30 protein-coding genes, 4 tRNA genes and 1 riboswitch are annotated in these 26,789 nt (G+C 65.7%); of the genes, 21 read left to right on the top strand and 13 right to left on the bottom strand.

The window, feature by feature from the left end; translation table 11 throughout:
• Positions 1–218 precede the first annotated feature (218 nt).
• Genes TEP_RS12225 through TEP_RS12210 form a run of 4 tightly spaced genes read left to right on the top strand, consistent with a single transcriptional unit; the run spans position 219 to position 4,345 of the window.
• A complete protein-coding gene (locus TEP_RS12225) occupies positions 219–1,562 on the top strand; it encodes a TolC family protein (protein ID WP_240790757.1) in 1,344 nt (447 codons plus the stop codon).
• Positions 1,559–2,698: an ABC transporter permease gene (locus TEP_RS12220; protein WP_100436061.1), complete on the top strand. Its 1,140-nt coding sequence runs from the start codon at positions 1,559–1,561 to the stop codon at positions 2,696–2,698. Before TEP_RS12225 ends, TEP_RS12220 begins: the two co-directional genes overlap by 4 nt.
• Before the next feature lie 10 nt (positions 2,699–2,708).
• Positions 2,709–3,437 (top strand): ABC transporter ATP-binding protein, encoded by a 729-nt coding sequence (locus TEP_RS12215; RefSeq protein ID WP_132825451.1) that lies wholly within the window; start codon positions 2,709–2,711, stop codon positions 3,435–3,437.
• On the top strand, positions 3,434–4,345 hold the full coding sequence (locus TEP_RS12210; protein WP_132825450.1) for an HlyD family efflux transporter periplasmic adaptor subunit: 912 nt from the start codon (positions 3,434–3,436) through the stop codon (positions 4,343–4,345). Before TEP_RS12215 ends, TEP_RS12210 begins: the two co-directional genes overlap by 4 nt.
• A gap of 12 nt (positions 4,346–4,357) precedes the next feature.
• Here TEP_RS12210 and TEP_RS12205 read toward each other — a convergent pair whose 3' ends face one another.
• Positions 4,358–4,810, bottom strand: a complete 453-nt coding sequence (locus TEP_RS12205) for a hypothetical protein (protein WP_132825449.1) — start codon at positions 4,808–4,810, stop codon at positions 4,358–4,360.
• A 74-nt stretch (positions 4,811–4,884) separates the two neighbouring features.
• On the opposite strand from TEP_RS12205, the gene TEP_RS12200 reads away from it, so the two are divergent.
• From TEP_RS12200 to TEP_RS12185, 4 genes are all read left to right on the top strand, one after another.
• A tRNA-Gly gene (locus TEP_RS12200) sits at positions 4,885–4,960 on the top strand.
• 154 nt (positions 4,961–5,114) lie between these two features.
• Positions 5,115–5,190, top strand: a tRNA-Gly gene (locus TEP_RS12195).
• A 66-nt stretch (positions 5,191–5,256) separates the two neighbouring features.
• A tRNA-Cys gene (locus tag TEP_RS12190) sits at positions 5,257–5,330 on the top strand.
• A gap of 187 nt (positions 5,331–5,517) precedes the next feature.
• Positions 5,518–6,030: a DUF998 domain-containing protein gene (locus TEP_RS12185; RefSeq protein ID WP_132825448.1), complete on the top strand. Its 513-nt coding sequence runs from the start codon at positions 5,518–5,520 to the stop codon at positions 6,028–6,030.
• 46 nt (positions 6,031–6,076) lie between these two features.
• Here TEP_RS12185 and TEP_RS12180 read toward each other — a convergent pair whose 3' ends face one another.
• Positions 6,077–6,718 (bottom strand): flavin reductase, encoded by a 642-nt coding sequence (locus tag TEP_RS12180; protein ID WP_240790694.1) that lies wholly within the window; start codon positions 6,716–6,718, stop codon positions 6,077–6,079.
• 105 nt (positions 6,719–6,823) lie between these two features.
• On the opposite strand from TEP_RS12180, the gene TEP_RS12175 reads away from it, so the two are divergent.
• Positions 6,824–7,528, top strand: a complete 705-nt coding sequence (locus tag TEP_RS12175) for a winged helix-turn-helix domain-containing protein (RefSeq protein WP_132825446.1) — start codon at positions 6,824–6,826, stop codon at positions 7,526–7,528.
• A gap of 134 nt (positions 7,529–7,662) precedes the next feature.
• Positions 7,663–7,932, top strand: coding sequence for a hypothetical protein (locus TEP_RS12170; protein WP_025875177.1), 270 nt, complete (start codon positions 7,663–7,665; stop codon positions 7,930–7,932).
• A 13-nt stretch (positions 7,933–7,945) separates the two neighbouring features.
• Here TEP_RS12170 and TEP_RS12165 read toward each other — a convergent pair whose 3' ends face one another.
• A complete protein-coding gene (locus tag TEP_RS12165) occupies positions 7,946–9,028 on the bottom strand; it encodes a hypothetical protein (RefSeq protein WP_132826523.1) in 1,083 nt (360 codons plus the stop codon).
• Positions 9,029–9,178: 150 nt separating this feature from the next.
• On the opposite strand from TEP_RS12165, the gene TEP_RS12160 reads away from it, so the two are divergent.
• On the top strand, positions 9,179–10,012 hold the full coding sequence (locus TEP_RS12160; RefSeq protein ID WP_032976490.1) for an AraC family transcriptional regulator: 834 nt from the start codon (positions 9,179–9,181) through the stop codon (positions 10,010–10,012).
• 3 nt (positions 10,013–10,015) lie between these two features.
• On the opposite strand, the gene crcB is transcribed toward TEP_RS12160, so the two are convergent.
• On the bottom strand, positions 10,016–10,408 hold the full coding sequence (gene crcB / locus TEP_RS12155) for a fluoride efflux transporter CrcB (RefSeq protein WP_132825445.1): 393 nt from the start codon (positions 10,406–10,408) through the stop codon (positions 10,016–10,018).
• Positions 10,409–10,489: 81 nt separating this feature from the next.
• Positions 10,490–10,553: riboswitch (Fluoride riboswitch) on the bottom strand.
• A gap of 22 nt (positions 10,554–10,575) precedes the next feature.
• Positions 10,576–11,016: a helix-turn-helix domain-containing protein gene (locus tag TEP_RS12150; RefSeq protein ID WP_223485056.1), complete on the bottom strand. Its 441-nt coding sequence runs from the start codon at positions 11,014–11,016 to the stop codon at positions 10,576–10,578.
• 78 nt (positions 11,017–11,094) lie between these two features.
• Between TEP_RS12150 and TEP_RS12145 the strand changes: the two genes are divergently transcribed.
• Both TEP_RS12145 and TEP_RS12140 read left to right on the top strand, forming a co-directional pair.
• Positions 11,095–11,304, top strand: coding sequence for a hypothetical protein (locus TEP_RS12145; RefSeq protein WP_132825444.1), 210 nt, complete (start codon positions 11,095–11,097; stop codon positions 11,302–11,304).
• 351 nt (positions 11,305–11,655) lie between these two features.
• On the top strand, positions 11,656–11,892 hold the full coding sequence (locus TEP_RS12140; protein WP_093817858.1) for a hypothetical protein: 237 nt from the start codon (positions 11,656–11,658) through the stop codon (positions 11,890–11,892).
• On the opposite strand, the gene TEP_RS12135 is transcribed toward TEP_RS12140, so the two are convergent.
• Both TEP_RS12135 and TEP_RS12130 read right to left on the bottom strand, forming a co-directional pair.
• Positions 11,893–12,942 (bottom strand): 4Fe-4S dicluster domain-containing protein, encoded by a 1,050-nt coding sequence (locus TEP_RS12135; RefSeq protein ID WP_132825443.1) that lies wholly within the window; start codon positions 12,940–12,942, stop codon positions 11,893–11,895.
• Entirely contained in the window at positions 12,939–13,223 is a 285-nt protein-coding gene (locus TEP_RS12130) for a hypothetical protein (protein WP_132825442.1), read from the bottom strand. Before TEP_RS12130 ends, TEP_RS12135 begins: the two co-directional genes overlap by 4 nt.
• Positions 13,224–13,403: 180 nt before the next feature.
• Here TEP_RS12130 and TEP_RS12125 point away from each other — a divergent pair, with 180 nt between their 5' ends.
• Positions 13,404–13,844, top strand: a complete 441-nt coding sequence (locus tag TEP_RS12125; RefSeq protein ID WP_132825441.1) for a group III truncated hemoglobin — start codon at positions 13,404–13,406, stop codon at positions 13,842–13,844.
• Positions 13,845–13,888: 44 nt separating this feature from the next.
• Entirely contained in the window at positions 13,889–15,298 is a 1,410-nt protein-coding gene (hemN, locus tag TEP_RS12120; protein WP_132825440.1) for an oxygen-independent coproporphyrinogen III oxidase, read from the top strand.
• Between the two features lie 9 nt (positions 15,299–15,307).
• On the opposite strand, the gene TEP_RS12115 is transcribed toward hemN, so the two are convergent.
• The 4 genes from TEP_RS12115 to TEP_RS12090 all read right to left on the bottom strand — a co-directional run bounded on the left by TEP_RS12115 (position 15,308) and on the right by TEP_RS12090 (position 19,214).
• The gene (locus TEP_RS12115; protein ID WP_132825439.1) at positions 15,308–15,787 is read right to left on the bottom strand and encodes a hypothetical protein; all 480 of its coding nucleotides are present in this window, start codon (positions 15,785–15,787) and stop codon (positions 15,308–15,310) included.
• Between the two features lie 292 nt (positions 15,788–16,079).
• Positions 16,080–17,555, bottom strand: coding sequence for an XVIPCD domain-containing protein (locus TEP_RS12105; RefSeq protein ID WP_132825437.1), 1,476 nt, complete (start codon positions 17,553–17,555; stop codon positions 16,080–16,082).
• The gene (locus TEP_RS12100; protein WP_080149209.1) at positions 17,552–18,190 is read right to left on the bottom strand and encodes a hypothetical protein; all 639 of its coding nucleotides are present in this window, start codon (positions 18,188–18,190) and stop codon (positions 17,552–17,554) included. Before TEP_RS12100 ends, TEP_RS12105 begins: the two co-directional genes overlap by 4 nt.
• Before the next feature lie 937 nt (positions 18,191–19,127).
• Positions 19,128–19,214: transfer RNA gene (locus TEP_RS12090), tRNA-Leu, on the bottom strand.
• Between the two features lie 115 nt (positions 19,215–19,329).
• On the opposite strand from TEP_RS12090, the gene TEP_RS12085 reads away from it, so the two are divergent.
• The 5 genes from TEP_RS12085 (at position 19,330) to TEP_RS12065 (ending at position 24,452) form a co-directional block, all read left to right on the top strand.
• On the top strand, positions 19,330–20,352 hold the full coding sequence (locus TEP_RS12085; RefSeq protein ID WP_132825436.1) for a TraB/GumN family protein: 1,023 nt from the start codon (positions 19,330–19,332) through the stop codon (positions 20,350–20,352).
• A 58-nt stretch (positions 20,353–20,410) separates the two neighbouring features.
• On the top strand, positions 20,411–20,863 hold the full coding sequence (locus TEP_RS12080) for a BLUF domain-containing protein (protein WP_240790693.1): 453 nt from the start codon (positions 20,411–20,413) through the stop codon (positions 20,861–20,863).
• 111 nt (positions 20,864–20,974) lie between these two features.
• A complete protein-coding gene (locus TEP_RS12075; RefSeq protein ID WP_132825435.1) occupies positions 20,975–22,261 on the top strand; it encodes a nucleotide sugar dehydrogenase in 1,287 nt (428 codons plus the stop codon).
• A gap of 44 nt (positions 22,262–22,305) precedes the next feature.
• The gene (locus tag TEP_RS12070) at positions 22,306–23,928 is read left to right on the top strand and encodes an FMN-binding glutamate synthase family protein (RefSeq protein ID WP_132825434.1); all 1,623 of its coding nucleotides are present in this window, start codon (positions 22,306–22,308) and stop codon (positions 23,926–23,928) included.
• Between the two features lie 62 nt (positions 23,929–23,990).
• Positions 23,991–24,452 (top strand): GNAT family N-acetyltransferase, encoded by a 462-nt coding sequence (locus TEP_RS12065; protein WP_132825433.1) that lies wholly within the window; start codon positions 23,991–23,993, stop codon positions 24,450–24,452.
• A 25-nt stretch (positions 24,453–24,477) separates the two neighbouring features.
• Here TEP_RS12065 and TEP_RS12060 read toward each other — a convergent pair whose 3' ends face one another.
• Both TEP_RS12060 and TEP_RS12055 read right to left on the bottom strand, forming a co-directional pair.
• On the bottom strand, positions 24,478–25,725 hold the full coding sequence (locus TEP_RS12060) for a TIGR03862 family flavoprotein (RefSeq protein WP_132825432.1): 1,248 nt from the start codon (positions 25,723–25,725) through the stop codon (positions 24,478–24,480).
• Entirely contained in the window at positions 25,712–26,146 is a 435-nt protein-coding gene (locus tag TEP_RS12055; protein ID WP_132825431.1) for an FKBP-type peptidyl-prolyl cis-trans isomerase, read from the bottom strand. Before TEP_RS12055 ends, TEP_RS12060 begins: the two co-directional genes overlap by 14 nt.
• A 69-nt stretch (positions 26,147–26,215) precedes the next feature.
• On the opposite strand from TEP_RS12055, the gene TEP_RS12050 reads away from it, so the two are divergent.
• Positions 26,216–26,581, top strand: a complete 366-nt coding sequence (locus TEP_RS12050; protein ID WP_132825430.1) for a DUF6164 family protein — start codon at positions 26,216–26,218, stop codon at positions 26,579–26,581.
• Positions 26,582–26,789: the final 208 nt, after the last annotated feature.

The following is a 26,789-nucleotide window of genomic DNA, read 5'->3' as shown; positions in this document are numbered from 1 at the left end:
AAAGGCCGAGGGTTCGCAATGCATGCACCGCACACGCGCTGTAACGCACCTCCGACCGATTCTCCATGTCCACTCCACAATCGCGGCGTAGCCTCCTCGGCTTCTCTCTCCACGAAGGCGGGCGGGTGGCCAGTCGCATCACTTTCCCGGCAGCGTTCGCGCAACGGTATGCCGTCGTCCCGCGCATCGTCCTGGGTATCGGGGCGCTGCTGACCAGCATGATGCTGGTGGGCTGCATGTCGGTGCCGGTTCCCGATCTGCCTGATCGCGTACCAGCAGTCTGGAGTCAGACCGCGGCAGGGCAGGGCGTAGCGGTCGACGCGCGGCAGTGGTGGAAGGTGCTGGCCGATGCGCGCTTGAACGCGCTGGTGGACGAGGCCGTCGCCGGCAATCTGGACCTGCGCCAGGCCACCCTGCGGTTGCAGGCGGTACGCCTGCTGTCGGGCACCTCCGATGCGCGCTTCCGTCCGGAAATCTCCGCCAGTGCCAAGCAGGTGCAGGACGCCGCCGCGGTCGACACCTATTTCCACGCAGGCGTCGAAGCGATCTGGGATCTTGGCCTGTTTGGCGCGGCGGAGAGTGCCCGTCTGAGCGCGCAGGCGGCCAACGGAAATGCCGAAGCACTGCGCGATGCGGCACAGGTGGCGGTCATCGCTGATGTGGTGCGCAGCTACCTGGATCTTTCCGTCGCGCAGGCGCAGGTGGATCTGCTGGGCAGGCAGCAGGCCGTCGACGCACGTGGCGAGCAACTGGGCCTGGTGCGGCAGCGCCTGCATCTGGACGAGCCCGGTGAACTGGATCGCCTGCGCGCGCGGCGGGCGGCCACGCGCGCGGCCATTGCACAGGCGAATGAAAACGCGGGCAACGCCGCGCGCGCGTTGGCGCTGCTGCTGGGTCGCGATGGTCCGGATCCGGCCTGGAATGCCTACCGCACGCCACCGCAGTTGAGCGCCTTCACCCTGCAGCAGGTACCCGCCGATCTGCTGCGCCATCGCCCGCAGATCCTGCTGGCCGAGGCCGATGTGCTGCAGGCTGCCGCCGAAAAGGGCAGTGCACGCGCGTCGATGTTCCCGAAGCTGAGCCTGGGCGGTTCCATCCTGTACGCCTACAACCTGACCCAGAACGCTCGCTCCAATTCCGATTCCAGCCCATCGATCGGTCCCTACATCGATATCCCTCTGTGGGATTGGGGCCAACGTCGCGCGCGCTATCAATCCGACGACAAGCAGCTGGATGCAACCCTGCTGGGGTATCGCAAGGCAGTGCTGCAGGGCGTGGCGGAAGTGGAGGGTGCACTGGGCAGCCTGGCCCGCCAGGACAGCAGCATCCAGTCGCTGCAGGTGGCCGACGAAGCAGCCCGGCAGCAGGTCGTACGACAGGCCCGGCAGGTGCAGCTTGGTCTTTCCAGTGAGTTCGACGGGTTGGAAACCCAGCGTGCCGCGCTGTCCGCGCAGGCCGACCTGATCGGCGCGCAGGGTGCTCGCGTACTTGCATTCGCATCGCTCTATCGGGCAGTGGGCGGTGCTCCCTTGCCAGCCGAGCCTGAAGGCGACGCGCAATGATCGCGCTTGCCCGCAAGACCCTGGTTTACGAGTGGCGCCGTTTCCTGCCGGTAGTGCTGGCCATGTGTTTCGCCGGCGTGCTGCTGATCGTGCAGGCGGCGCTGGTGCTGGGCATCTTCGGCACCGCCGCGATCTACGTGAAGGCGTCCAGCGCCGATGTATGGGCGGGCTTTGCCGGCACGCAGAGCGTGAACTACGGTCATGCGATCAGTGCGGATGTAGAGAATCGCCTGCGGATGGACCCGGATGTCACCCGCGTCGAACCCTACGAGTGGGTCGATGGCGAGTGGCGCTCCAGCGCACAGGGTGCCGGCAACGTGTCGGTGTATCTGTCCGGCATCTCCACGGCAGGCGACGCGATGATGTTCTCGCGCATCCTGTCGCCCGATCTGCGTGCCCGGTTGCGCGAACCCGGTGCGGTGATCGTCGACAGCGCGGACCTGGATACGCTGGGCGTCGATCTGCACCGCAACCGCGCGTGGATCAATGGCAAGGCCGTGCGTGTGGTTGCAGCGCAACCCGGCCTGCGTGGCCTTGGCGGCGTCAACGTGCTGGCGTCTTTGGATACCGCGCGTGCCATCGCCGGAACCGATCCGCATGAAGGCAGCACGTATTTCGTGGCGGGCACGCGCTCACCGGAGCTGGCCGCGCGCGTGCGCGATCGCCTCAGTGCATCGACGGGCCGCGCCACGCCCGTCGAGTTCTGGACAGCGCCGGAGTTCGCCAGTCGTTCGCAGCAGTACTGGCTGTTCGATACCGGCGCCGGCATCGCAGTGCTGTTCATGGCGGTCATCGTCTGCTTCGTCGGCGCGGTGATCACCAACCAGTCGTTTGCCGCGGTGGTGGCCGGGTCTGTTCGCGAGTACGCCACCCTCAATGCGCTCGGCGCAGGCCGCTACGCGCTGGCCCGTGTGGTGTTCGAACAGGCCGTGCTGATCGGTGGTGTCGGCATGCTGCTGGCCGCAGCCTTCAGCGCGGTGGTGCTGATGGCCGCGCAGACCCAGCGCGTACCGGTACAGCTCACGCCGATGGTGGTTCTTGGCTGCGTGGCGCTGGTCGCGGTGATGGCCATGCTGTCGAGCATCATGGCGGTGCGCAGCGTCGTCCGTTCCGATCCATCGCTGCTGTTGCGTTGAGGGGCCACCGATGACGAATGCTCCCATCGCGATCCCGACCCTGCGTGCCGACGCACTCGAAAAGGGCTTCGTGTCCGGCGATGTGCATGTGCCCGTGCTGCGTGGCCTGTCGCTGGACATCTATCCCGGCGAATTGACCCTGGTATCGGGCCCCTCCGGCTGCGGCAAGAGCACGCTGCTGTCGCTGATGTCCGGGCTCTCAACGCCTGATGGCGGTCGCGTGCATGCGCTTGGCCAGGACGTCAGCCACATGACCCGCAGCGAGGTGGAGCGTTTCCGTCTGCACCACGTCGGTTTCGTGTTCCAGGGCTTCAACCTGTTCCCAGCGCTGACGGCGCTGGAGCAGGTGCAGCTGCCATTGGGCTATCGCGGCATGCGCAACCGCGACAGTGAGCCGTTGGCGCGGCAGGCGCTGGACGAGGTCGGCCTCTCGCACCGCAGCCACATGCGCCCGGCGCAGCTGTCCGGCGGCGAGAAGCAGCGCGTAGCCGTCGCCCGTGCGTTCGCCAAGTCACCCACGCTGATCTTCGCCGACGAACCCACCAGCGCACTGGACGCCGAGAACGGCCAGCGCGTGATCGACCTCCTGCACCGTTATGCGCGCGCGCATCGGGCCACGGTGTTGTGTGTAAGCCACGATCCACGCCTGATCAGCCATGCGGATCGGGTGATCGCCATGGAAGACGGCACGGTCCGAGATGACCGCCGCCAGAACGAAACCGCAGAGCCCAGCCCATGACCAGAATGCCGCCGTTGTTCTCCCTCAGCTTCTTCTTGGGCGCGGCATTGCTGCTGGGTGCCTGCAGCAAGGATGCACCCGTACCCGCGCAGCCGACCGCTGCCACGTCCGCCAGCGCGGACAACGTCGCCGTGGCCCGCGGCATCATCGATGTGGAAGGCGGGCTGATTGCACTGGTGCCAGCGATGGAGGGTTCGGTCAGCACCGCGCCGGTGAAGGAAGGGGCGGTGGTGCGCAAGGGCGACGTCCTGCTCACCCTGGATGGCGCACTGCTTGAACAGGAGGTTGGCATGGCCAACGCCGATCTCGCGCTTGCTACCGATCGGCTGAAGGGCAGCCAGGCGCAACTGCGCGAACTGGAGCGCAACGCCACCCGCCTCGCCACCGGCGCCAGTGAAGGCGTGTCGTCCAACCAGCAGGCCGACGCAGCCAGGCAGCAGCTGGCCGGCGTCCGCGCCGATGTGGATGTAGCCGGAGCGCAGGTCGACCTGGCCCAGCACAAGCTGGAGCACGCCAGGCTCAAGCTGCGACAGATGTCGCTGACCGCACCGGACGCCGGCACCGTGGTCGGCCAGGTGCCGGGCGTGGGTGCGTTCGTGCAGGCCGGCAAGCCGACGATGTCACTGTTGCCGGCGCGACCGTTGCAGGTGCGTGCCGAGCTGAGTGCGGCCTACGCTGATGCCGTGCAGGTTGGCATGCGTGCGACGGTGGTGATCGATAGCGATGGCGCAGAGGGCAAGCCACTGCCGGTGGCACGTGTGGTCCGCATCAGCCCGGTGTTCGCGCAGGCACGATTGCCCGAAGACGCAGGGCGCGGCGTGGCCAAGGTGGTGGCGTGCGTTCTGGAATTCGACAGCGCCGCCAAGGCGCGCGTCGGCCAGCATGTGCGGGTGGAGTTCCACAGGTAGGGGCGTGCTTCGCTAGGCGCGCGCGCGTTGGGTCTGTTTCCCGGTCAACGCCCGCCACGCACTGGCCAGCGACACCACGCACAGCGCCAGCAGCACCGCCAGGTCGAGCAGCAGCAGGCACAGCAGATGCATGCCCTGCACCGGTGCCTGGTGCAGGGCAGCGGCCAGCCACGGGAACGACCAGGCCAGCAGCAGAACCAGCGCTATCAGCAGCCGCAGCCACAGGCGCCCTGGTTTCCAGGGGCGCACGATCAGCACGGTGACCAGCAGTTCCGCTCCGGCCAGTACAGCGAACTGGATGACCGCGCCGGTGGGGTAGGGCAGGTTGCCGCCTTCGAAGTGGCGCAGCATCCAGTAGTCCGGGGTGAAGCCTGCATTGACCAGTGCAGCAATCACCGCAAGCCATGCCAGGGCGACAAGGCTCCAGCACAGGCGGGCGAAACGAGGTCTCGTGGGCGGGTTCATCGGTGCTGCGGACTGTTGACGGCGTGAAGGAATTTGGACACAATAGCGCTCCTTCGACGCAGGTCGGAGAATCTGCGGGAATAGCTCAGTTGGTAGAGCGCAACCTTGCCAAGGTTGAGGTCGCGAGTTCGAGTCTCGTTTCCCGCTCCAGATTGCACAGGGCCCCGGTTGGGGCCTTGTTTTTCTCCCGCCACGGCAAGGCGGGGCACGTTGAGCCACAAGGCTCTTCGCGCAGTCAGAAAAGTGAAAACTGTTGTGAAATGGCTGGTGTGTGTCCCGGGCTTCCGGTACCATGACGGCTTATGCGGGAATAGCTCAGTTGGTAGAGCGCAACCTTGCCAAGGTTGAGGTCGCGAGTTCGAGTCTCGTTTCCCGCTCCATGTTCCGACAGGCCCCATCGCGGGGTTTTGTCATGTCAGGGGCGTCGTTCCTGATCGCAGTACGTTGGCCTCATGGCAGAGTGGCTATGCACCGGATTGCAAATCCGTTTACAGCGGTTCGATTCCGCTTGAGGCCTCCAATTGAAAAGCCCTGACTCCGGTCAGGGCTTTTTTCTTTGTGCGCACCCCTGGCTCCAGCAGGGGTACCAAACTGCACATGCGACCCGGCGGGACCGGCTGCTAACGTCGCCGCACTCCTCTTCAGCGGTGGTGACTGCAGTGCGGAATCTGGCGATCCAGCAGGCGGTATACGTTCCCCTCGGCGCCATGCTGGCGCTGATCGCTTTCGCATTCACCGTGCCCGGCTACCACCCGCTCTCCCAGCACCTCAGCGAGCTGGGCCCGATACCGGGGCTGCCAGCCAAGGCGGTGCAGGTCGGCGCGGTGGTCAGTGGCTCGGCCATCATCGTCTTCAGCCTTGCGTTGCTTGCGCAAGGTCGCCGTTTCGCGCTCACGGTGCTCACCTCCATCCTGTTCGGGGTGTCCATGGTCAGCAATGGCGTCTTCACCACGGGCAGCCCGCTGCATGGCCTCTATGGCATCGGCATCTTCTCGATCCTGACCCCGCTGCTGTTCCTGGCCGAGCTGGGCCCTGCTGCGTCGACGCGGATGGCCTGGATTGCGCGTGCCATCTCGCTGCTGGGGATGGCCTATCTGTGGCTGATGCTTTCCGGATTCGACCCGGAGCCCTATCGCGGCCTCACACAGCGCATCGCGCTGCTGCCGGCGTTCGGCTGGTACACCTTCGCCGCGCTGGAGCTGCGTCGATCCCGCGTCTGAATCAGCGGCTTCTTCAACCCCTGGTTCGCAGTGCGCAGCCAAGGGTTCAGGCAGGCAATAGCAAAGGATCGTCAGCGCGGAAATTGCGCGCCACCGGCGTGGTGGTGCCCACATAGTGGCGGAACAGGTAGATCAACGGTGCCCAGCGCTGCACGTCGATGTGCTGGGTACCGGCAACGGTGATCGCCTCGTGCGCATGCACCCGGCAGATCCGTCCTTCGACGATCATGAAGCCCTGATCCTGCGTTCCGCTGGGCCGGTGCGAGGCGAGCAGCGCGACCTCCACCTGCAGCGGGCATTCGGCAATCGCCGGCGGTGCCACCTGCACCGAATCGACGCGGCTGAAGCCGCCCAGTGCGAACTTGTCAGGCACATGCACGTACCCCATGGCACGTTTCGACTCCGGCACGGGGGTACGAGCGGTGGCGCGGGCGATGGCTTCAACCTGCGCCGCCTGCGTGGCATCTGCGAAGTTCAGTACGCATTCGCCGCGTGTCAGAAGGTTGCTGCAGCCTTGGCCCTGTTCGCCGATACCGAGCACCACGCGGTCGCCCAGCGCCCAGAATGACGAAAGCGGACTGATGTTCGCACTGCCGTCTTCATTCATCGTGGTCATCAGCACCACCGGTGTTCCCGGGTAGAGCACGGAGGGGGTGATGCAGCGGCGTTGGAAGTCTTGCGTTGGCATGCCTGGGCTCGTGGGGCGCGGGCGATCACTCTGCCCTGTGCAGGGGTGTGCATGCTTCGATCCGGGTCGAAGAATGTGCGGAAAGCGGCATGCCACAATGCGTCCATGGTCCAGACGTCCCGCTCTTTCATCCATGTCGGCACGCTGGTCGGTGACCATGCACGCGCGGCCATGCTGTTGACGTTGATGGATGGCCGGGCGCACACGGCGTCCGAGCTGGCCGGCGTGGCTGGCATCTCGCCGCAGACGGCAAGCAGTCATCTACGGCGGTTGCTCGACGGCGGCATCCTGGCCGTGGCGGTGCAGGGACGCCACCGCTATCACCGGATTGCCTCGACCGAGGTCGCCGACATGCTGGAAGGCATCCTGCGTTTCAGGGATCAACGGCCACCGCTTTCTCCACGAGCTGTACGAGTTGATGCCGGCTTCCGCCGGGCGCGCACCTGCTACCGGCACCTGGCGGGTGAATACGCCGTCGCCATCTGTGACCACCTGCTGAGCACCGGAGCGATTACCGCGGCGGCAGACCACTGGCAGATGACGGCTCATGGCGCTGACGTCCTGCGCGCCGTGGGGCAGCCGCTGGAAGAATTGATCGCGCGATCGCCACAGGTGACGCCCGCGCGATACTGCCGCGGCTGCCTGGACTGCACCGAGCGGCGCCCGCACATGGCCGGCATGGTGGGTGAAGCACTGCTGGAGAGTTTCCTGCAGAACCACTGGCTGCGTCGCCTCGCGGGGCGGCGCGACCTGCAGGTCACCCCTGCGGGGCAGGAGGCATTCCGCAGGCTGTTCGACGTACACGCCTGACGCCCGCCGCGCGCCGCTGGCAGTCTCAGCCGGCCACGACATTGCGACGGGGTATGGTCGGAGTCCTGGTCTTCGGGAGCAGCAATGGCAGGCAAGGACATGAGGGGCCGCATGCACGATGCGGCGGGTCGGCAATGAGCAGGTCAACCGCAGATGTGCGCTGGCTTACTTTCCGGCTGAAGAACGGGCAATCCATCGGCCCCGATCAACTGAAGGATGGCTGGGTCGTCGCCTCGGAGAGCCGTCATTGCGATGTGCGCCGGGAAAGTATCGAGGGCGCTGGCGTGGTCTATGCCCTGTATGGCCCGCCGGATCTTCCGTCTCCGCGCCGCGCCGAACTGCGCATGCGCGACTTCCTCATGCGCTCCGGCTATACCTTCACCATGGGTACGCTCGGCCACTGATGCGGTCGGCGACTCAGAAGGGAGCCGCTGCTGCCTTCAACGCCTCGACCACCTGTGAATCCGTAAAGCCGCAGTGGCCTTCGCCAATCGCTGGCAACACGCGCGGCAATGGCGTGGCGCCAGCACGCTCGGCCAGCTGCGGATACACCGCCTGCATGCGCGGCACGATGCTCGGGTCGTTGTTGTTGAACTGGATCACCAGCGGTCGCTTGAGCGCGCCGGTCAACGCCAGCTTTTCGCGCACGTATCGCTGTGCCGGCGCAGCAGGTGCCAGCCGCTGCACGCCCGCGTTGAACGCCTTGTCGTCACCGAATCCGCGGTAGACGGTCGTAACGTTGCCGACCGGCATGCCGCCGGCGCGCGTGGCCAGTTCGTGCAGGATCATCGCGTGCAGGCTGATCGTGCCCGGCAATGCCTCCACGCTTACCTGCAGCCGCGCAGCCAGTTGCGCAGCGACGGCCGGGCGGGTCTGAAGCGCGGCGGCGATGCCTTGATAGAGCTCCATCTGCGGCAATGCCGCAGCTTCTGCCGATGCCAGGCCCTGCCGGGGCAGTCCCTTGGGCTCGGGGAAGAAATAGTCGAACGCCACCAGGGTGGTCAGCAGGTCGTTGGCCAGTTGTTCGCCCGGCAGATTGGCGCCGCACAGCGACACGCCGCCGTTGTAGTGCCGTGGCAGGCGTTCGAGGGTGGCGATGGCCACCGCACCGCCCATCGAAAAGCCAAGAATCCAGGTGCGACGCACCTCCCTCAGTTCGGACAGGGCGTGCGCGCGCAGGCGTTCCATATCCACGATCGCATCTGCCACCGCCCAGCCCTGGCTGGCATAGGCGCTCTGCGCCACGGCATAGCCCGCTGCCAGCAGGCTGGCGGTGCTGTCGTTGGCCGGCATCGGTGATGGCTGCGGCACGCCGACCGGTTCATAGCCATGCGCCAGCATCACCAGTTCGCCGTTCCAGCCAGCGGGCACGTCCAGGCGCCAGCGCGCGCCCTGCAGCTCACCACTGGAGGTGCGTGGCGGGGCGGGCGGCGCGGCGGCCTGCGACACGTGCGGCAGCAGCAGGACCAGTGCCAGGACCAGCCGGTGGAAGGTTCGCATCATGGTCTTTGCCCTGGCCGGTGCGGTCTGCGCGGAAGGTGCCGCCTGTATAGCGCTGCCCCTGCGCGGTGGCTAGCCCCTGACGCAATGCAATCGAATTCGATACGATCTGCCGTATCTGCTCCCTTCCATTTGATCTGGGGTCCCGCCATGGTCGATCGCCTCGCCATCCTGCTCGAACGCTTCGCGGTCACCGCCTCGGTGTTCCATGCCGGCGCGCTGTGCGGCATCAACAGCCTGGAGGCCGAAGGCGACGCCGGCCAGCTGCACCTGGTGCGGCGCGGTCCGTTGCAGGTCAGTCATGGCACGCAGACGGTGCAGGTCGACGTTCCCAGCCTGCTGCTGTATCCGCGCCCGCTGCCGCATCGCTTCCACACCGATCCTCAGCACGGCGCCGACATGGCCTGCGCCAACCTCCATTTCGAGGGCGGCAGGCTCAACCCGATCAGTGCCGCGCTGCCCGATTTCATCTGCCTGCCGTTGGCCGAACTGTATGGCGGCCATGCCGCCCTGGAGCTGTTGTTCGAAGAGGCATTCGAGCAGCGCTGCGGTCGCACGGTGATGGTCAATCGTCTGTTCGAGGTGGTGATGATCCAGGTGCTGCGGCAGTTGATGGAGGGCGGCGAGATGCGCGGCGGCCTGTTCGCCGGGCTTGGCCATCCACGGCTGCGGTTGGCGCTGGTGGCCATGCACGAGGCACCCGCCCAGGCTTGGACACTGGAAGATCTGGCCGACGTTGCAGGCATGTCGCGCAGCGTGTTCGCCGCCAGTTTCCGCGAGGCCATGGGAACCACGCCCGGGCAGTATCTGCAGGGCTGGCGGGTAGGCCTGGCGCAGCAGGCGTTGCGGCAGGGGCGACCGTTGAAACGGATCGCCGACGAGGTTGGCTATGGCAGCGAGGCCGCGTTGTCGCGGGCGTTCAAGGCACACACCGGGCAATCGCCACGGCAGTGGCGCGGACAGGCGCGCGCTGCTGCCGGCTGACTGTTACCCCAGCGCGAGCCGGGTCAGCTTCATGCCGGCGAACAGCCCGGCCAGGCCCAAGGCTACCGAGCCGCCCGCGTACAGTGCGGCCAGGCCATGCTGGCCCCGCTGCAGCAGCAGACCGGTTTCCAGCGAGAAGGTGGAGAACGTGGTGTAGCCACCAAGAACGCCGGTGGCCAGCAGCAGGCGCAGTTGCGGCGAAGCGCCATTGCGCAGCGCAAACGCCTCCACCACCACGCCCATCAGTACGGCGCCGCTGATGTTGACCAGGAACGTCGACCAGGGCCAGGCGCTGCCGGCGGCCACGCGGGCGCCGATCAGATTGCAGGCATGGCGCAGGCAGGCGCCGACACCGCCGCCCAGGAATACCAGCACATAGTTGTTGAACGTCTGCATTGCTTGCCTCGAGTGCGTGTTCGCAGGTTCGACGGCGGACGCAATGGCGGGCACGGCCTGCCATCGACGAACGCCGGGTTCGTCTGAGCAGGAGCCATCAGCCATCTCAGGCGGTTATCGGGGGAGCCCCATCCCCATCGACGGCCATGCTACCAGCCCGCGATGGGTCAGGGCAGGGCAGTCATCACCACGCGTGCGACCTTGCCGCGACTGACGCCCTCCATCAGCAGGTCATGGGCCATCAACCCCAGCGTGGCCTCGCGACGGTAGCCCACCTCAAGTCCACGCTCGTCAAGGATGTGGGCGACCAGCTCATAGGCCGCTTGCCAGACATCCAGATGGGCTTCGCTGGGCATGTGCATGTAGGCCGTGCCGCGCTCGCCGACTCCCCGTCCCAGCGGGCCGAACAGCAGCTCGCGTGGGTCCAGCTTCACCGCATCGGCAATGCGGAACAGCTGTTCGGCTTTCACGTGGTTGGCCTTGACGTGGTCGTTGAGCCAGTTGCTGACCGTTGCCGTCGTCGTTTCGGCGGCACGCGCCAGGTCGGCAGGGCGTGCATGCCCGGCGTCCTTCATGGCGACCGCGAGTCGTTGTCCAAGAGTATTCATCTATGCAAGCCAGCTTAACGCGTGGAAGCGAAAGAGGCCTTGGCGCAAGAATAAGTTTGATGATGAAAGGGATCGAAAATGGACGAATTCTGGAGCAAGCGGCAGGTCCGCACGCGGCTGGGCTTTTCCACCGACGCAGAGCTCGCCAGGTTGTTTGGAATCAGCAGATCCGCTGTCTCGCAATGGCCCAAAGGGTTTCCCATCCCCCCGCTGAGGCGCTACATCCTCCAGCAGCGATACCCTGCGTTGTTCCCGATGGATGACGACTCGCACGACGAAACCGCATGAGATGCGTCGAGGGTTGTCGCAGACAGGCCGCAAAGATCGATTTGCTAAGTATGCTTAGCAACATAGGCAGAATCGATCGACGTGTCCCCAGTGATGGTCCAATCTGTGATGGCTACCCGGGTTGGCCGGCTGGCTTTGTCGACATCGGCACGGACGTTTCTGATCCCGGTCGCTACAGCCTTTCATGAACGATTAATAATTTCAATCGCGAAAGTCGCGGCCTGTAATTGACGTGTCGTGAAATCTATGACTAATTGGCATCAACCGGCTGTGAAGGCCGGGAGTCTTTCAGTAGCTCGCAAGTGAATCGGTCGACCGTCAACGATGCAGAACAAGTCCAACGGAGGTCGTATGGAATACGGCATGCATGGCTTGGCTGAACGGGTACGCCGCGAACTGGAAGCCAGTTATCACAAACACGGATGCGGTCCGGCGTTCTGGGATACCTACCAGCAGGTGCTTGATCGTCTGGTTCCGCAGGGGACCGGGCGAACCGATGTCACCAATGAAATGGCGCTGATCATCGAACAACTGGGCATCGTCCGCCGCGCTCAGCTGGTACCGCCGCGCCCGGGCGAGCCGGGCTGATCAGAGCAGGCGCCAAGCGCCGCACACCAGCAGCGCCAGCAGCAACGAAGCCAGGGCCGTGGTGCGGGGGCGCCACCACCGGCGCGGCTGGCCTGCCATCACCTGCGGACTGCAGTAGCGCACCAGGCTGGGGCCGAAACCGGCCTGATGCTGCTGCTGCGCGCACACGTCCAGGCAGGCACCGCAGGCCAGGCAGTCGGCCTGTGGACCTTGGCGGATGTCCAACTGCATCGGGCATGCGCGCACGCAGGCCATGCAATCGAGGCAGTCGCCCAACCGATCCGCGCTGAAGGTGGGCATCGGTCCGGCCAGCAGCGGATGCGCGGCACGGAAGACATAGTCCTGCGCGGTGGTGGGGTCGAGCAGGCCTCGACCGCGGCTGAGCACGCCGCCCAATGCCGGTGGGCGGGCGCCGCGCGGCTCCCCGCGGCGGGGGTCATACAGCATGCGCGGGGTGTGCGGGTCGGTCAGCAACGGCTGCATGCGCGCGAACGGACAGAGTGATCGGCACACCTGCTCGCGCAGGAACCCGGCATTGCCCCACGTGGCGCCGGCATAGAACAGCACCCAGAAGGTCTCCCAGCCACTCCATGCGCCATCGAACGCGCCGGTGACCAGTTCGCGGATCGGGCTGAACAGCCCGACGAACGTGATCCCGGTCCACAGCGACAGCAGCAACCAGGCCAGCTGGGTGGTCGGCCGCGCCAGCTTCGCCGGCAGCCCGCGGGCCAATGCCTGCGCGATTCCATCGAACGCTCGTGTCCACAGCGTCTGCGGGCAGGCATGTCCGCACCACACGCGACCGGCCAGATGGGTGAGCAGGGCCAGAGCCACCGCCATCACCGCCAGCAGCCCCAGCAACACACCGATGTCGTCCGGCCACAGGGTCCAGGCGAACAGGTCGAAGCGGCGCGCGTTTAGGTCCAGCAGCAGGGCCTGGCGTCCATCCCACTGCAGCCACGGCAGCGCATGGAACAGGACCAGCAACGCAAGGCCCAGGGTGCGGCGCCAACGCCATGCGCGCAGGGGCGAGGAGGCGGTGATGCTCATCCCAGTGGCAGCTCCTCATCCTCGTCGTCCGGCATCGGCCGCAGCAGGTAGCCGGTCACCGCGCTGGAAAGTGCGGTGACCGCCCAGAACATGAAGAAGCCTGCGGTGTAGCCCAGCTCACGGCTGATCGCCGTACCCGGGAAGCTGATCGCCTGCAGCCGCAGTGGATCGACGAAGGCGAAGAACACCACGCAGGCCAGGCCGGCGGCGATGAAGCTGGGCCACAGGACTGCACCCCAATGCTGGATATGCCGCTGGCGGCTGGAAGTCGGTGTGTTCATGCGGGTTCGGGTTGAAGAAGAGGGCGGCGCGTATACTTCGCCGTGGTTGGCGCAGCATCCGCAGGGCATGCTTCCTGCAAGCGTGCCAGCCTAGGTGCGCCGCAGTGCGCTGACATTGATCTGGATCAACAGCGGTGGTGGCGGCATGCGGCACACTGCCGATCCGCACTTGGTGGCCTGATGAACGCAACGCCCACGACTGCTCTTCCCGTTGCTTCGCCAGAGCTGTGCAGCGAGGAGGAAGTGACCCGGCTGGTCCACGATTTCTATGCGCGCGTGCGTGAAGAGGAGCGTCTGGGGCCGGTATTTGAAGGGCATGTGCGCGACTGGCCGGAACACCTGGCCCAGCTCGTCGATTTCTGGTCTGCGATGCTGCGGGGGACCCGCAGGTTCAAGGGCTCGCCGATGTCCAAGCACATGGCGATCGATCTGGAAAAGGATCTGTTCGACCGCTGGCTGGTGCTGTTCCACATCACCACGGCCGAATGCAACAACCCGCCCATGCAGGCGCTGGCCGACGATGTGGCCGCCCGCATCGCCGACACCTTCTGGCGCCGCTACCAGATGCTGCGCTGGCCGCAGGTCATGCTGCCGGTGCTGGGCGTGCCCACCAAGGATTGATCTGGGTCAAGGCGCACCGGCAGGCTTGGGGCGATGCTGGCGCCATGGACACGTTCTCTCCCGCTGCCGGTGGCCTGGCCTGGACCTTCAATCCCGATCTTCTGCGACGGCATGACCGTCCCGGCCCGCGCTACACCTCCTATCCCACCGCGCCGCACTTCCATGACGGCTTCGATGCACCCGCGCTGCGCCAGGCGATCGCCGACAGCAACCCGTTGGCGCGCGCGCTGTCGTTGTACGTCCACGTGCCATTCTGCTCCAGCCCCTGCTTCTACTGTGGCTGCAACCGGGTGATCACCCGCGACCGTGGGCGTGGCCACAGCTACGTGTCACGCGTGCTGGCCGAGGCGGACCTGCTGGCACCGCAGTTCGCCGACGGCCGTGAAGTGATCCAGCTGCACCTCGGCGGTGGTACGCCGAATTTCCTCGATGCCGATGCGATGACCGCACTGGTCGAGGGCCTGCGCCGCCGCTTCGATTTCAGCGGCTCGTCGCAGCGTGATTTTTCCATCGAACTGGACCCGCGGTTCATCGACACCAGCGACGTGGCGATGCTGGCCCGGCTGGGCTTCAACCGCGCCAGCCTGGGCGTGCAGGATTTCGACCCGCAGGTGCAGGAATCGATCAACCGGGTGCAGGGCGTACGGCAGACGCTGGACATCCTGCGTGCGTGCCGCGACAGCGGCATGCGTTCGGTCAACGTCGATCTGATCTACGGCCTGCCAGGGCAGAGCCTTGAGGGCTTCGGCCGTACCCTGGAACTGGTGCTGGCGCTGCGTCCGGATCGACTGGCGGTGTATGGCTATGCGCATCTTCCGCACCTGTTCCGCGCGCAGCGGCAGATCGACGAAAGCCGGATGCCTTCGCCGGAAGACAAGCTGGCGCTGCTGGGCCTGGCAGTGGAGCGCCTGTCCGCAGCCGGCTACCAGTACATCGGCATGGACCACTTCGCTTTGCCGGAAGAAGATCTGTCGCGTGCCCAGCGCGCCGGCCAGCTGCATCGCAACTTCATGGGCTACACCACCCACGCCGACACCGATCTGCTCGGCCTCGGCGTAAGTGCGATCAGTCACATCGGTGCCACCTACAGCCAGAATCCGCGTGACCTGCCGTCGTGGGAGAGCGCGGTGGACCAGGGACAGCTGCCGGTCTGGCGCGGCGTCGCACTCAGTGCCGACGACCAGCTGCGCGCCGAGCTGATCCAGCAGTTGATGTGCCAGGGTGAGGTAGATGGAATCTCATTGGCCCAGCGCCACGGCATTGATTTCGAGACCTACTTCGCCGAAGACCTGCAGGCCGTGCAGCACCTGCAGCAGGATGGCCTGGCCGAGTACCGCGATGGCGTTGTGCGTGCCAGCGAGCCGGGGCGGCCGTTGCTGCGCCTGCTGGCAATGTGCTTCGATCCCTATCTGCGCGCTGCGCAGGAGCAGCCGCGTTATTCGCGGGCGATCTGAGCGCGGGCCTCAGCGCTTGCCGACGCCGCGTTCGGGATGGCGAGCGGCCATGCCACCACTGGAGGTGGTGCTCCAGTTGCCGCTCAGATCGCGCACGCTGGTGGAGTAGGAGCCGTCGCTGTACTCAGTGCGCCATCGGCCGCTCAGGTCACGCTTGCTGACCGAGTAGCTGCCGTCACTATACTGGGTGCGGATGTTGCCGCTCAGGTCAGTGCTGCTGTTGGAGTAGCTGCCATCGCTGTGAGAGGTGCGCTTGCGGCCACTCAGATCGGTGGTGGTGGTCGAACGGCTGCCGTTGCTGTGCTCGGCGGTCACCCGGCCGGACAGGTCGCGCTTGATGCGGCTGGACGATCCGTCACTGTTGCGGATATCCAGGCTTCCGCCGAGGTTGCGGTGGCTGTCCGAACGACTCTGCGCCGATGCCGGTGCGGTGGCCTGGGCGAGCATCGCGACCAGCGCCAGCGATGACGCGATCCCTATCCACTTCATGCTGATCTCCTTGTGCGCGGTTCGGCGGCCGGGGCGCGGCGTTCGATTCTGCCATGCCGGCCTGAAGGCGTCCTGATCGCGGAGAGGGCAGCCGAATGGCCGCATTCCCTCCGGCAGCCTGCTGTACGCAACCAGCGGTGCGGACTCTTTGTGAGAGCGTCGATGCTTGATTGGGTGTGCTATTCCGCCCAAATGGAAGCCGCCTACCAGAAGCTGGTCCGCATGACGGGTGCCACCGTGTTGCTGCAGGAGTTCGCCGCGCTCTATGCCCACGATCCGGGCAGCCGCTGGGCTAGCTCATGCGCATCGCGGCTCGCGTCTGCTCCTGGGCGTTGTCCTGCTGGGCGACCTGCTGTGCCTGTGAAATCTGCTCGACCTTGGCGAGCGACTGCTCCACGGGTGTGTTGACCGCCTCGCTGATCGCAACCGATGCCCGCAGGTGTGCCGGATTGTCGAGCTCGCCTTGCACGACGAACATGCGCTGGCCTGAGCTGTTGGCAGGTGGGTTGCCCAACACGACGTGATCTACGCGTTCCAGCCCGCTGCTCTTGGCCGTTGCCAGCAGGCTGGCCGTTATTCGCTCACTGGTTTTATCGAAGTCACGCCCATGCTTCGCATCCAAGGCGGATACGCCATCGCGAATCTGCCGGTAGAGCGCATGTTCCAAGTGGCCTTCCTTCCTGGGATCCAGGCCTGCCTTGTCCAAGGTTGATTCGATGCTTTCTTGCAACGGGCTTTTGGGAGAGAAGCCTGGATTGGTCAGAGAGGGCGAGCCCTTGTCGGTTGCATCCTGGACCAGCTGCCCGCCGGGCTTGAGCGCATTTTGGGCCCGCTGCTCCGCTTCAGCCTCGTGGCGAGCGTACGCACCGGCTTCCTCGGCGCCGCGCAGGTAATTGACCCCGTCGCGCAGCAGTCCAGGTCCGCCGCCGACAAGCACGGTCGCTCCCACACGCAGCTGATGTATATCGCCGCGATAGTTGGCAATCCGGCGCAGGTCTTCAGGGTCTGTGACCCGGGCTCTGGGGTCGTCCAGTACAGACTGCACCGGCCCCTTGTCGGTCATCCGATCAAGGAAATGAACCATTCGATGGGAATCCCCCAACTGGACCGCCACAGCGGCGGACATGAGGTGGCCGCTTTTCAGCCCAGGTGCTCCGAGGGACGCGATGCGCTGGCCCTGCTCGGCGGTGCGCAGAACCTCCAGTTCCTTGGGGAGCGCGTACATCTCAACCTTGCCGTAATGCGGGCCGCCCGCACTGACCAGGTCGCCTGCCATGACATGGTTGGTGAACGGCGCCGCATTGGCTGGCTGGCCTTCGGGAAGGCGATAGGCCAACCCGGCAGCGCCGTACGGATTGAACGCGTCGCCGGGGAGGTTGTAGTGGTGCGCGGTGATCTGTGCGAGCGCGCCGCCCAGTGAATGCCCGGTGACGTGCACTGGCCCATACCCATTTTCCTCAGCCAGTTTGGTTGCCTGCTTGGTGAGCGCAAGAGCATCGCCAAGCTGTGAATTGATTCTGGCGGTGACCATCGCAGCGTCGATGCCGCCATCAAGTACTGCCTGGCGATCAAACTCGGTTCCACGATGGGCAGCGATGACTTCTTTTGTTTCTATGTTGAGGTAGACAACACCTTGATATCCGTTCCCGGAGTCGCGACGGGCCAAAACCGTGTATTTCGTTCCATCAATGGCGATGTCGGAATCGGGGGGCGGAAGGGGGTCCTTATAGACATGGTTCGAAAGCGTGGCGTTTTCCCTAGCGTTCATGGCGTTGTTCCTTCAACCCGTGTGGATACTTCGATTGGGAAGTACTCCTTGCGCTTGTCTTGTGGCATCTTTTCGTACCAACTCGAAGGTTCGGTTGGAGTCCGGCTTGGCGTTTGCCCCGTGGTCATGGGGGGCAATGCGCGCTTTATATAGGCGGTGAAGGTTTTCCCGCCTTCAATCTCACTGAATAGAGCTGAGACTGATGCACGGATTGGCCGATCATCGATGATGAAGGCGAACGAAGCTTCTACGAGAGCAGGTGTCCATGTGCACGGGCCACTACCGTAATAGTCAGCAACTTCCATTCCGTCCTTGAACACGGTGCTGCTGAATTCTGTAGCACTTATACGCCGTACTGGGGGATCAATCGTGTGCTGGTTCGGTTCGTATTGCACACCCTCGTAATTGTTGATCGGGGGGAGGCAAAGTGGATCTATCTGGTAGGTGACGGATACCTTGGGAGTTGGTATCTCCAGTGGCGCGTCATGGACCCGGATGATGATGGGCAGCGCATCCGCAGGTACAGGATTTTCGCGGTAAACAGGATACGAGCGTTCCTTGTGGCAGCCTGAAATGACCAAGCTGATCAAAGCGATCAATGCCGCATGGGAAAGGCTTGCGAGAGATTTCAGCATGAGCCGTCCATGTCGCGGATTGACGAACTGTAGGGGCATGCTTGTACAGCTTTACTGCGGAGCATGGTTCTCGGTGCGTGAAGCTGCCGACAGGATTGCCCTGATCGTTGTTCAGCTGGACAAGAGCTATGGCTGTGAAAGCCTGCGCGATGAGCATTTCGGGGCAAATACGACAGTCTCGTCGCCGCCGTCGGCTCGTTCCCATAGCCTCCATTCTTGCGCCCCAGCGATACGGGGCCATGCGAGATAGCGTTCATCATCGCTCCAATGCTCTTCATCAACAGACTATACGGCTCGTTTCTGCCGTGTTCCATGGTGTCGGCCATCCCAGCATCAACGTTCCCTGAAGATTGAGCAGCGCTGCGGCAGTACCTGGACCGAACGATTCAGACAGGTCACTGCCGCGTTTGCAGGATCTGCGACCGCCGCCCGTGTGCTTCCGGCCGTGCTCCCCTTGCACGGCTGCCAAGGCGTCCGCTCAGCTCCTCCCTCCTCTGGCTGGGTCCATCTGGGGGATATCTGGACGCCGTGGAGGAATAGGCGGCAAATCGCCCAAGTCTCGCCAGCCAAAGATCCAGGTGTGCGCGGGCAGGCTGGACCCCCGGATGCGGCTGCGAGCAGCTGTGGCTCGGATGGTGGACGACACTCCGAGCGAGCCTCTACCGCCGCTGCCCGCCCTGCCGCCTACATAAACTGCTGCAGCAGGCACGCTGCTTGATCGAGGGGGGGCGAGGGACCTGGAACGAGTAAAGGAAGCGCTGGCGCCAATCCGTTCGCCGGCGGTGACGAAGCCAAGGGCGAAGGACCCGATGAAGACACGGCTGAGGACAGGTCTGAGGGAACTGCGCCGGGGCGTGTGAGCACGGCCAGCTCGCTTTTGCGCAGCAAGTCGAAAATTGCGGAGCGCTGGGAGCTACAAGAAATCGCCTGAAACCGTTGGTGCCCGGAGCCGGAATCGAACCGGCATGGGGTTGCCCCCGGCGGATTTTAAGTCCGATGCGTCTACCAGTTTCGCCATCCGGGCCTGCAGCGCGCGCCGATTGTAACGGAATCACTGCCGCTGCCGCCGGCTAACGCTGCTTTTACGCAACCGGGCGCGGCGCTGGGTACAGTCCGCCAACGTTCCCGGGAATGGCGATATGCGTGCACGTGGCAGTCGATGGATCGGATGCAATGCCGTGCTGGGGTTGATGCTGGCAATCGGCCCGGCTGCCGCGCAGCAGGGGCCTGCGCCCACCGGCGCTGTGGTGGACATGGCGACGGTGCAGGTGACCGGCGATCAACCCGGCCCCGGCCTCTGGAAGATCACCGCTCCGCAGGGGCATGTGCTGTGGATCCTGGGCACGGTCTCGCCGTTGCCGAGCGGTGTGCAATGGCGCTCCGACGAAGTTGAGCGGACCATTGCCAGCGTCGACCATGTGCTGGGCGATCCGGGTTTCGCCCTCGATGCGAAGATCGGTGTGTTCAAGGGCCTGACCCTGCTGCCACTGGCATTGAAGACCGCGCGCGATCCGCAGGGGCGCACGCTTGACCAGATCCTGCCGCCGGCAACGCACGCGCGCTGGCTCGGCCTGAAACAGACCTACCTGGGCAATGACCGTGGCGTGGAAAAGGACCGTCCGCTGGTGGCCTCCGGCCGCTTGTACCAGGCGTTCCTCAAGCGCAACGGCCTGCGCGATGGCAAGCAGGTCAAGGAAGCACTTGGGCGCGCGTACAAGGCGCACGATCTGAAGCCGGAAGACGTGCAGGTCAAGCTGAAGGTCGACGACATCCGTGGCACGTTGAAGGAGCTGCAGGCCACCGAAGTCGATGACCGCGCGTGTTTCGAACGCACGCTCGACACGGTGGAATTCCAGGCACCGGTGCTGCGCGAGCGCGCCAACGCCTGGGCGCTGGGTGATGTCGCGGCACTGCGCCGGCTGTCGGGTTCGGCGATGGCCCAGACCTGCCGCGAACTGCTGCAGGATTCGGCCTTCGTGCGCAGGCGCGGCTGGAGCGATATGCCGCAGCAGGTACGCACGCGCTGGCTGCAGGGCGTGGATGCGGCGCTGAGCCGTCATCCAGGCACCTTCGCGACGGTGCCGGTCAGCCTGCTGCTGGGCGAAGGCTATCTGGATGCGCTGGTGCAACGCGGTTATCAGGTCGAGTCGCCGCCGGAATAGCCAACGCTTGAAGTCCTCGTGCTTCCTGTCATATTCCTCTGCACTCAGGAGGGGAGTGATGGACATGCCGTTGCATGCGTACGCCTATGTCAGCACGGCCAGGGAGGGACTGGACATGCCCGAGCTCGATGCATTGCTGGCCGATGCGACCGCGTTCAACCGCATGGCCGGGGTGACCGGGGCGCTGATGTTCGATGGCAGCCGTTTCCTGCAGTACATCGAAGGCCCACGGGATGGGCTGGCTTCGGTGCACGCGCGGATCGGCAACGCGCGTCGCCACGGCGGCATCATCCAGCTTGCCGCAGGCCCGATCCCGAGCCGCTGGTTCCCGCGCTGGACGATGGCCAACCGTTACGTGGATGCGGCGACGCTGGGCAGCATCGTGGCGGCCCCGTGGCAGGGTTTCAGCCTGGGGCAGGAGCCCCCGGAGCATGGCTTCTGCCTGTTGTTGCGGGCCTGGACGGGGCGGCACGGCGAACTCGAGCCGGCTGCCGTCAGCCTCGGATCCTGATCCGGGCGTGGTCTGGCGCCGCTGCCGCGGTTAACCTTGTCGCCACGTTTGCCTGCACCTGGACCCTCGCATGACCCAGCGGACACCGTTGCCTCCTGTTGGACGCCGCGCATGAGTGCGCCGATCGGCGCAGCACAGAGCCCGTCCCCGGCCATCATCGGCCTGGGATATGTGGGGCTGCCGTTGGCAGTGGCGTTCGGTCGCCAGCTGGCTACCCTGGGGTACGACATCGATGCTGCGCGCATCGCCGAACTGGCCGGGGGGCAGGACCACACGCTGGAAATGGAGCCGGACGAACTGGCCAGCGCGTCGCTGCTGCGTTACAGCAGCGATCCGGCGCAGCTCGACGCCTGCAACGTCTACATCGTCACTGTGCCCACGCCGATCGATGCCTACGAGCAGCCTGATCTGGAGCCGCTGCGCTCGGCGACGCGACTGATCGCCAGCCATCTTCGCGCCGGTGATCTGGTGATCTACGAATCCACCGTCTACCCGGGCACCACCGAAGAAGTCTGCGTGCCACTGCTGGAGCAGGGCTCGGGCCTGCGCTTCAACGAGGATTTCTACTGCGGCTACAGTCCCGAGCGGGTCAGCCCGGGTGACCGGCAACGGCGCCTGGCCGACATCCGCAAGATCACCTCCGGCTCAACGCCGGAGGTGGCTGCGGTGGTCGATGGCCTGTACCAGCGGATCATCACTGCCGGCACGTTCCCGGTGCCGTCGATGCGGGTGGCCGAAGCAGCCAAGGTGGTGGAGAACATCCAGCGCGACGTCAACATCGCGCTGGTCAACGAGTTGGCCCTGATCTTCGATCGTCTCGGCATCGACACCCAGGATGTGCTCGACGCCGCAGGCAGCAAATGGAACTTCCTGCCGTTCCGGCCGGGGCTGGTGGGAGGCCACTGCATCGGCGTGGACCCGTACTACCTGCTGCACAAGTCCGAAAGCATGGGCTACCACCCCGACCTCATCCACACCGCCCGGCAGGTCAACAACCGGGTGGGCGAACATGTGGCCAAACGCGTGCTGGCGATGCTGGCCGAACGTGGTCGCGTGCCGGCGCATTCGCGCATCCTGGTGCTGGGCGTGACCTTCAAGGAGGACTGCCCGGACCTGCGCAACAGCCGCGCGCTGGAACTGGCCCAGCGGCTGGCCGGCAGCGGCGCGCAGGTGGACGTCAGCGATCCGTGGGTGGGGCCGGCTGCCATGGCGGACGAAGGCGTGAACTGGCTGGCCGAGCCGGTGCCCGGCAGCTACGACGCGGTGGTGCTGGCGGTTGCGCATGAGAGCTTCAAGGCGATGGACGATGCCCATATCCGCAGCCTGTTGGCGCCCGGTGGGCTGGTGTATGACGTGAAGTCCGCCTGGCCGCGCAGCGTGGTCGACGATCGCCTGTAGGTGCTTGCGCGGTAGACTCGGGGCAGTTGCAACCGAGGAACGCCATGCACCGGTATATTGTCTACCTGCTCGCCATCCTGATGTTTCCGATCTGCCTGTGGCTGGCCACGATCTGGCCGGCCTGGTACTGGGGCGTCGGCATTACCGCTGCGATGATCGCGCTGGGGACCTGGGACCTGCTGCAGAAGCGCAGCACCCTGCGCCGCAACTATCCGGTGATGGCGCACTTCCGTTATGGCCTGGAATCGATCGGCCCGGAGATCCGCCAGTACTTCGTGCAGAGCGATCTGGAGGATGTGCCGTTCTCGCGGCAGCAGCGCGCGCTGATCTACCAGCGCGCCAAGAACCAGATGGACACGGTGCCCTTCGGTACCCTGCGCAGCACATATGCGGTGGACTACGAATGGATCAACCATTCGCTGGCGCCGACCACCATCGCCAAGCATGATTTCCGCGTGCTGATCGGTCCGAACTGTGCCAAGCCCTATTCGGCCAGCGTGTTCAACATCTCGGCGATGAGTTTCGGTTCGCTGTCGGCCAATGCGATCCGCGCATTGAACGAAGGCGCACGCCTGGGGGGGTTCTACCACGATACCGGCGAAGGCTCGATTTCGCCGTATCACCGTGAGATGGGCGGTGACCTGGTCTGGGAGATCGGCTCGGGCTACTTCGGGTGCCGTGACGAGAAGGGCGGCTTCAGCGAGGAACGCTTCGTTGCCAATGCCAACCACGATCAGGTGAAGATGATCGAGATCAAGCTGTCGCAGGGTGCCAAGCCCGGCCATGGCGGGGTGCTGCCGGCGCCGAAGGTGACCGCCGAGATCTCGGTGACGCGTGGCGTGCCGATGGGCGTGGACTGCGTGTCGCCATCGCGCCATTCGGCGTTCTCCACGCCGGTTGAACTGCTGCAGTTCGTGGCCCGCCTGCGTGAACTGTCCGGTGGCAAGCCGGTTGGTTTCAAGCTGGCCATCGGCCACCCATGGGAATGGTTCGGCATCGCCAAGGCAATGCACGAGACCGGTCTGCTGCCTGATTTCATCGTCGTCGATGGCGCCGAAGGCGGTACCGGCGCGGCACCGGCCGAGTTCGTCGATCACGTGGGGGTGCCGATGCACGAAGCGTTGCTGCTGGTGCACAACACCCTGGTCGGCCTGGACCTGCGCGAGCGCATCCGTATCGGCGCTGCCGGCAAGATCACCAGCGCGTTCGATATCGCCCGCACCATTGCGATGGGCGCCGACTGGTGCAATGCCGGGCGCGGTTTCATGTTCGCGCTGGGCTGCATCCAGTCGCTCAGCTGCCATACCGACAAGTGCCCGACCGGCATCGCGACCCAGGATCCGGCACGCTGGAAGCATCTGGATGCACCGGACAAGGCCACGCGCGTGTACAGCTTCCACGAGCACACCCTGCACGCGCTGAAGGAGTTGCTGTGCGCGGCGGGCTTGAACGATCCGGCCGAGCTCGGCCCGGAACACATTCTGCGCCGGGTGTCGCCGGTCGAGATCCGTTCGCTGGCCTCGCTGTATCGCTACCTGGAACCGGGCGAGCTGCTGCACAAGGTGCCCGATCACGCGGTGTTCCATTCGTTCTGGGCGGACGCCCGCAGCGATTCGTTCCAGCCGCCACCGAAGGTCCAGGCGCTGCGGGCCAGCAAGTCGCGGTGACCCGCGTGGCAGGACCGAGCCCAGGCCCGATTGCACGAAAACCATTCATACAAGGAGGCAGCATGCAGTTCAGGACGGGTACCGACGATGATGTGGGCACACTGTGGGCCCTGCGAACGCGCTGCGTACGTGAGCTGTGCAGCAGCCACTATCCGCCGGAGGTGATTGCACCCTGGTCGGCATCGCCGCCGCCGGTGCAGTATGCGCGGCTGCTGGGGCAGGGCGGCTGCGTCCTAGCCGAGGATGATCGGGGTAATGTGCTGGGGTTCGGTGTGCTCGATGCCGAGGGCAACGAGATCGATGCGCTGTTCGTCGATCCGGATCGGGGCGGGCAGGGTATCGGCCAAGCGCTGATGCAGCGGTTGCTGGCCCTGGCCGACCCGACGCGGGAGGTGGTGCTGTCGGCCTCGCTCAACGCCGTGCCGTTCTACCAGCGGCAGGGCTTCGTCGCCGAGCGCGAGGAACTGTATCCGCATCCCAGTGGCGTGCAATTGGCGTCGGTGAAGATGCGTCGGCCGGGGTGAAATTTCCGGCGCTATCGCGCGTTGATCAACGCGTGGCCAACCACGCGGTCACGCCCTCTGCCGCACGCAGTCCGCTGGCATAGCAGGCCGTCAACAGGTAGCCACCGGTCGGTGCTTCCCAGTCCAGCATCTCTCCGGCGCAGAACACGCCGGGCAAGGCATGCAGCATCAGGCCCTCGTCCAGCGCGTCCAGGCGCACGCCGCCGGCCGTGCTGATCACCTCGGCCATCGGCCGCGGGCGCAGCAGGCGCAGTGGCAGGCGCTTCAACGTGGCGATCACCGCGGCCAGATCGTTGCCGGCATCCTTGCCCAGTGTTTCGAACACCAGTGCGGTCTTCACTGCGTCCAGTCCAGCCTGGCGACGCAGGTGCTCGCCGAAGCTGCGGCCCTTGCGCGGCTGCGAGAGATCGGCCAGCAGGCGTGCCTCGTCGCGGCCCGGAACCAGGTCCAGCCACAGCGTGGCGTGGCCGTCGCGGTTGAGGGTGTCGCGCAGGTCGGCCGACAGGGCGTAGATCAGGCTGCCTTCGATACCGTACTCGCTGGCCACGCACTCGCCCTGCAGCGAGCGGGGCTCACCGTCCAGGCCATGCCAATGTGCGACGACCGGCTTCAGCGGCGCGCCCGCATGGCGCTGTGCGAAGAACGGTGTCCACGCAACGTCGAATCCGCAGTTGGCCGATTGCAACGGCGCGATGTCCACGGCGCGGGCCTGCAACGCCGGAACCCAAGCACCGTCACTGCCCAGCTGCGGCCAGCTTCCGCCGCCCAGTGCCAGTACGGTCGCATCGGCACGCACCTCCAGTTCGCCGCTGTCGGTGGCAAAGCGTAGTGCGCCGTCGTCGCTCCAGCCCAGCCAGCGATGGTTGACGTGCAGGCGCACGCCCTGTTCCTTCAGCCGGCGGACCCAGCCGCGCAGCAACGGTGCCGCCTTGCGGTCGACCGGGAACACCCGGCCGGAACTGCCGACGTAGGTCTCCACGCCGAAGCCAGCGGCCCAGTCGCGCAGCGCCTGCGCGTCGAAACCATCCAGCCAGCGGCCGACGCGGCTGGCCTGTTCGCGGTAGCGGCTGTCGAACAGTGGACGTGGGTCGGAGTGGGTGAGGTTGAGCCCACCCTTGCCGGCGATCAGGAATTTGCGGCCCGGCGAGCCCTTGGCCTCGTACAGATCGACATCCAGGCCTGCCGCGCGCAGCCGCTCGGCGGCAAACAACCCGGCCGGGCCGCCGCCGATGACGGCGATGCGGCGCGGCGGGCGGACGTCACTGTCGGACATTGAGCAGCTCGACGTCGAACACCAGCGACGAACCTGCCGGAATCGGGCCGACCTGGCGGTCGCCATAGCCGAATTCCGGCGGAATCATCAGCGTGCGCTTGCCGCCGACCTTCATGCCGGCGACGCCTTCATCCCAGCCACGGATGACCTGGCCTGCGCCCAGCGTGAAGGTGAACGGCTCGCCGCGCTCGACCGAACTGTCGAAGGTCTTGCCGTGCTTGTTGTCGGCGCGCTCGTCGTAGATCCAGCCGGTGTAATGCACGCTGACCTTCTGGCCCGGCACGGCCTCGGCACCGCTGCCCGGCTGGGTGTCGATGCGCTCGAACGTGGCAATGGTGCCTCCCGGCGGCGGGCCGGACGGCTCCGACGAGCAACCAACGGCGGCGAGGGACAGCAGCAGGGGAAGCAGCAGGCGGCGCATCAGGCGTCTCCAGGGGCGATGAGTCGAGGGCGGCAAGGTTAGCGCATTGGCGCCGGGTATCATGGTGGCATGGCAAAACTCCTGCTCAATCTGCGCAATGTCGGCAACGACGAATATGCCGATGTCTGCACGCTGCTGGACCAGCACGGCATCGCCTGGTACCGCACCGAACCCAGTCCATGGGGCATCTCCAATGGTGGCCTGTGGCTGCGCGAGGATGCCGACCAGCCGCGTGCCAAGGCGCTGATGGCCGATTACCAGGCAGCCCGTGGCGTGCGGGTCCGTGCCGAGCGCGAACAGGCTCTGCGCGACGGCACTGCCGAGACCTTTGGCAGCCTGCTGCGCCGCCGCCCTGCGTTCGTGGTGCTGGTGCTGCTGGGCATGGCGGTGGCGGCGGCACTGGTGCTACTGCCGTTCATGCTGCTGCGGGGGTAGGGGGGCCGGCCAGGTTGCACCCGGCACCCGCAGAGGCAACAGCAACAGCAACAGGGGGCGTTCCGTGGTGGACGGGGCGGTGTGGGCAGGCAGGGGACGGCAAAAGCTGCTCCTGCGTGCCTCGTAGAGCGCCTTGCTCGTGTGCGCTGTCCTGCGCGCACGGCAAGACCGGGGTTGGGCGTCCTGCCCAACCCGCCCGGCGCATGCC

The organism is Stenotrophomonas sp. TEPEL, assembly GCF_004348785.1.
In the GTDB taxonomy this organism is placed as follows: domain Bacteria; phylum Pseudomonadota; class Gammaproteobacteria; order Xanthomonadales; family Xanthomonadaceae; genus Stenotrophomonas; species Stenotrophomonas indicatrix.
The sequence above is the reverse complement of the archived record's forward strand: the minus strand, read 5'-3'. Positions and strand labels throughout refer to the sequence as shown.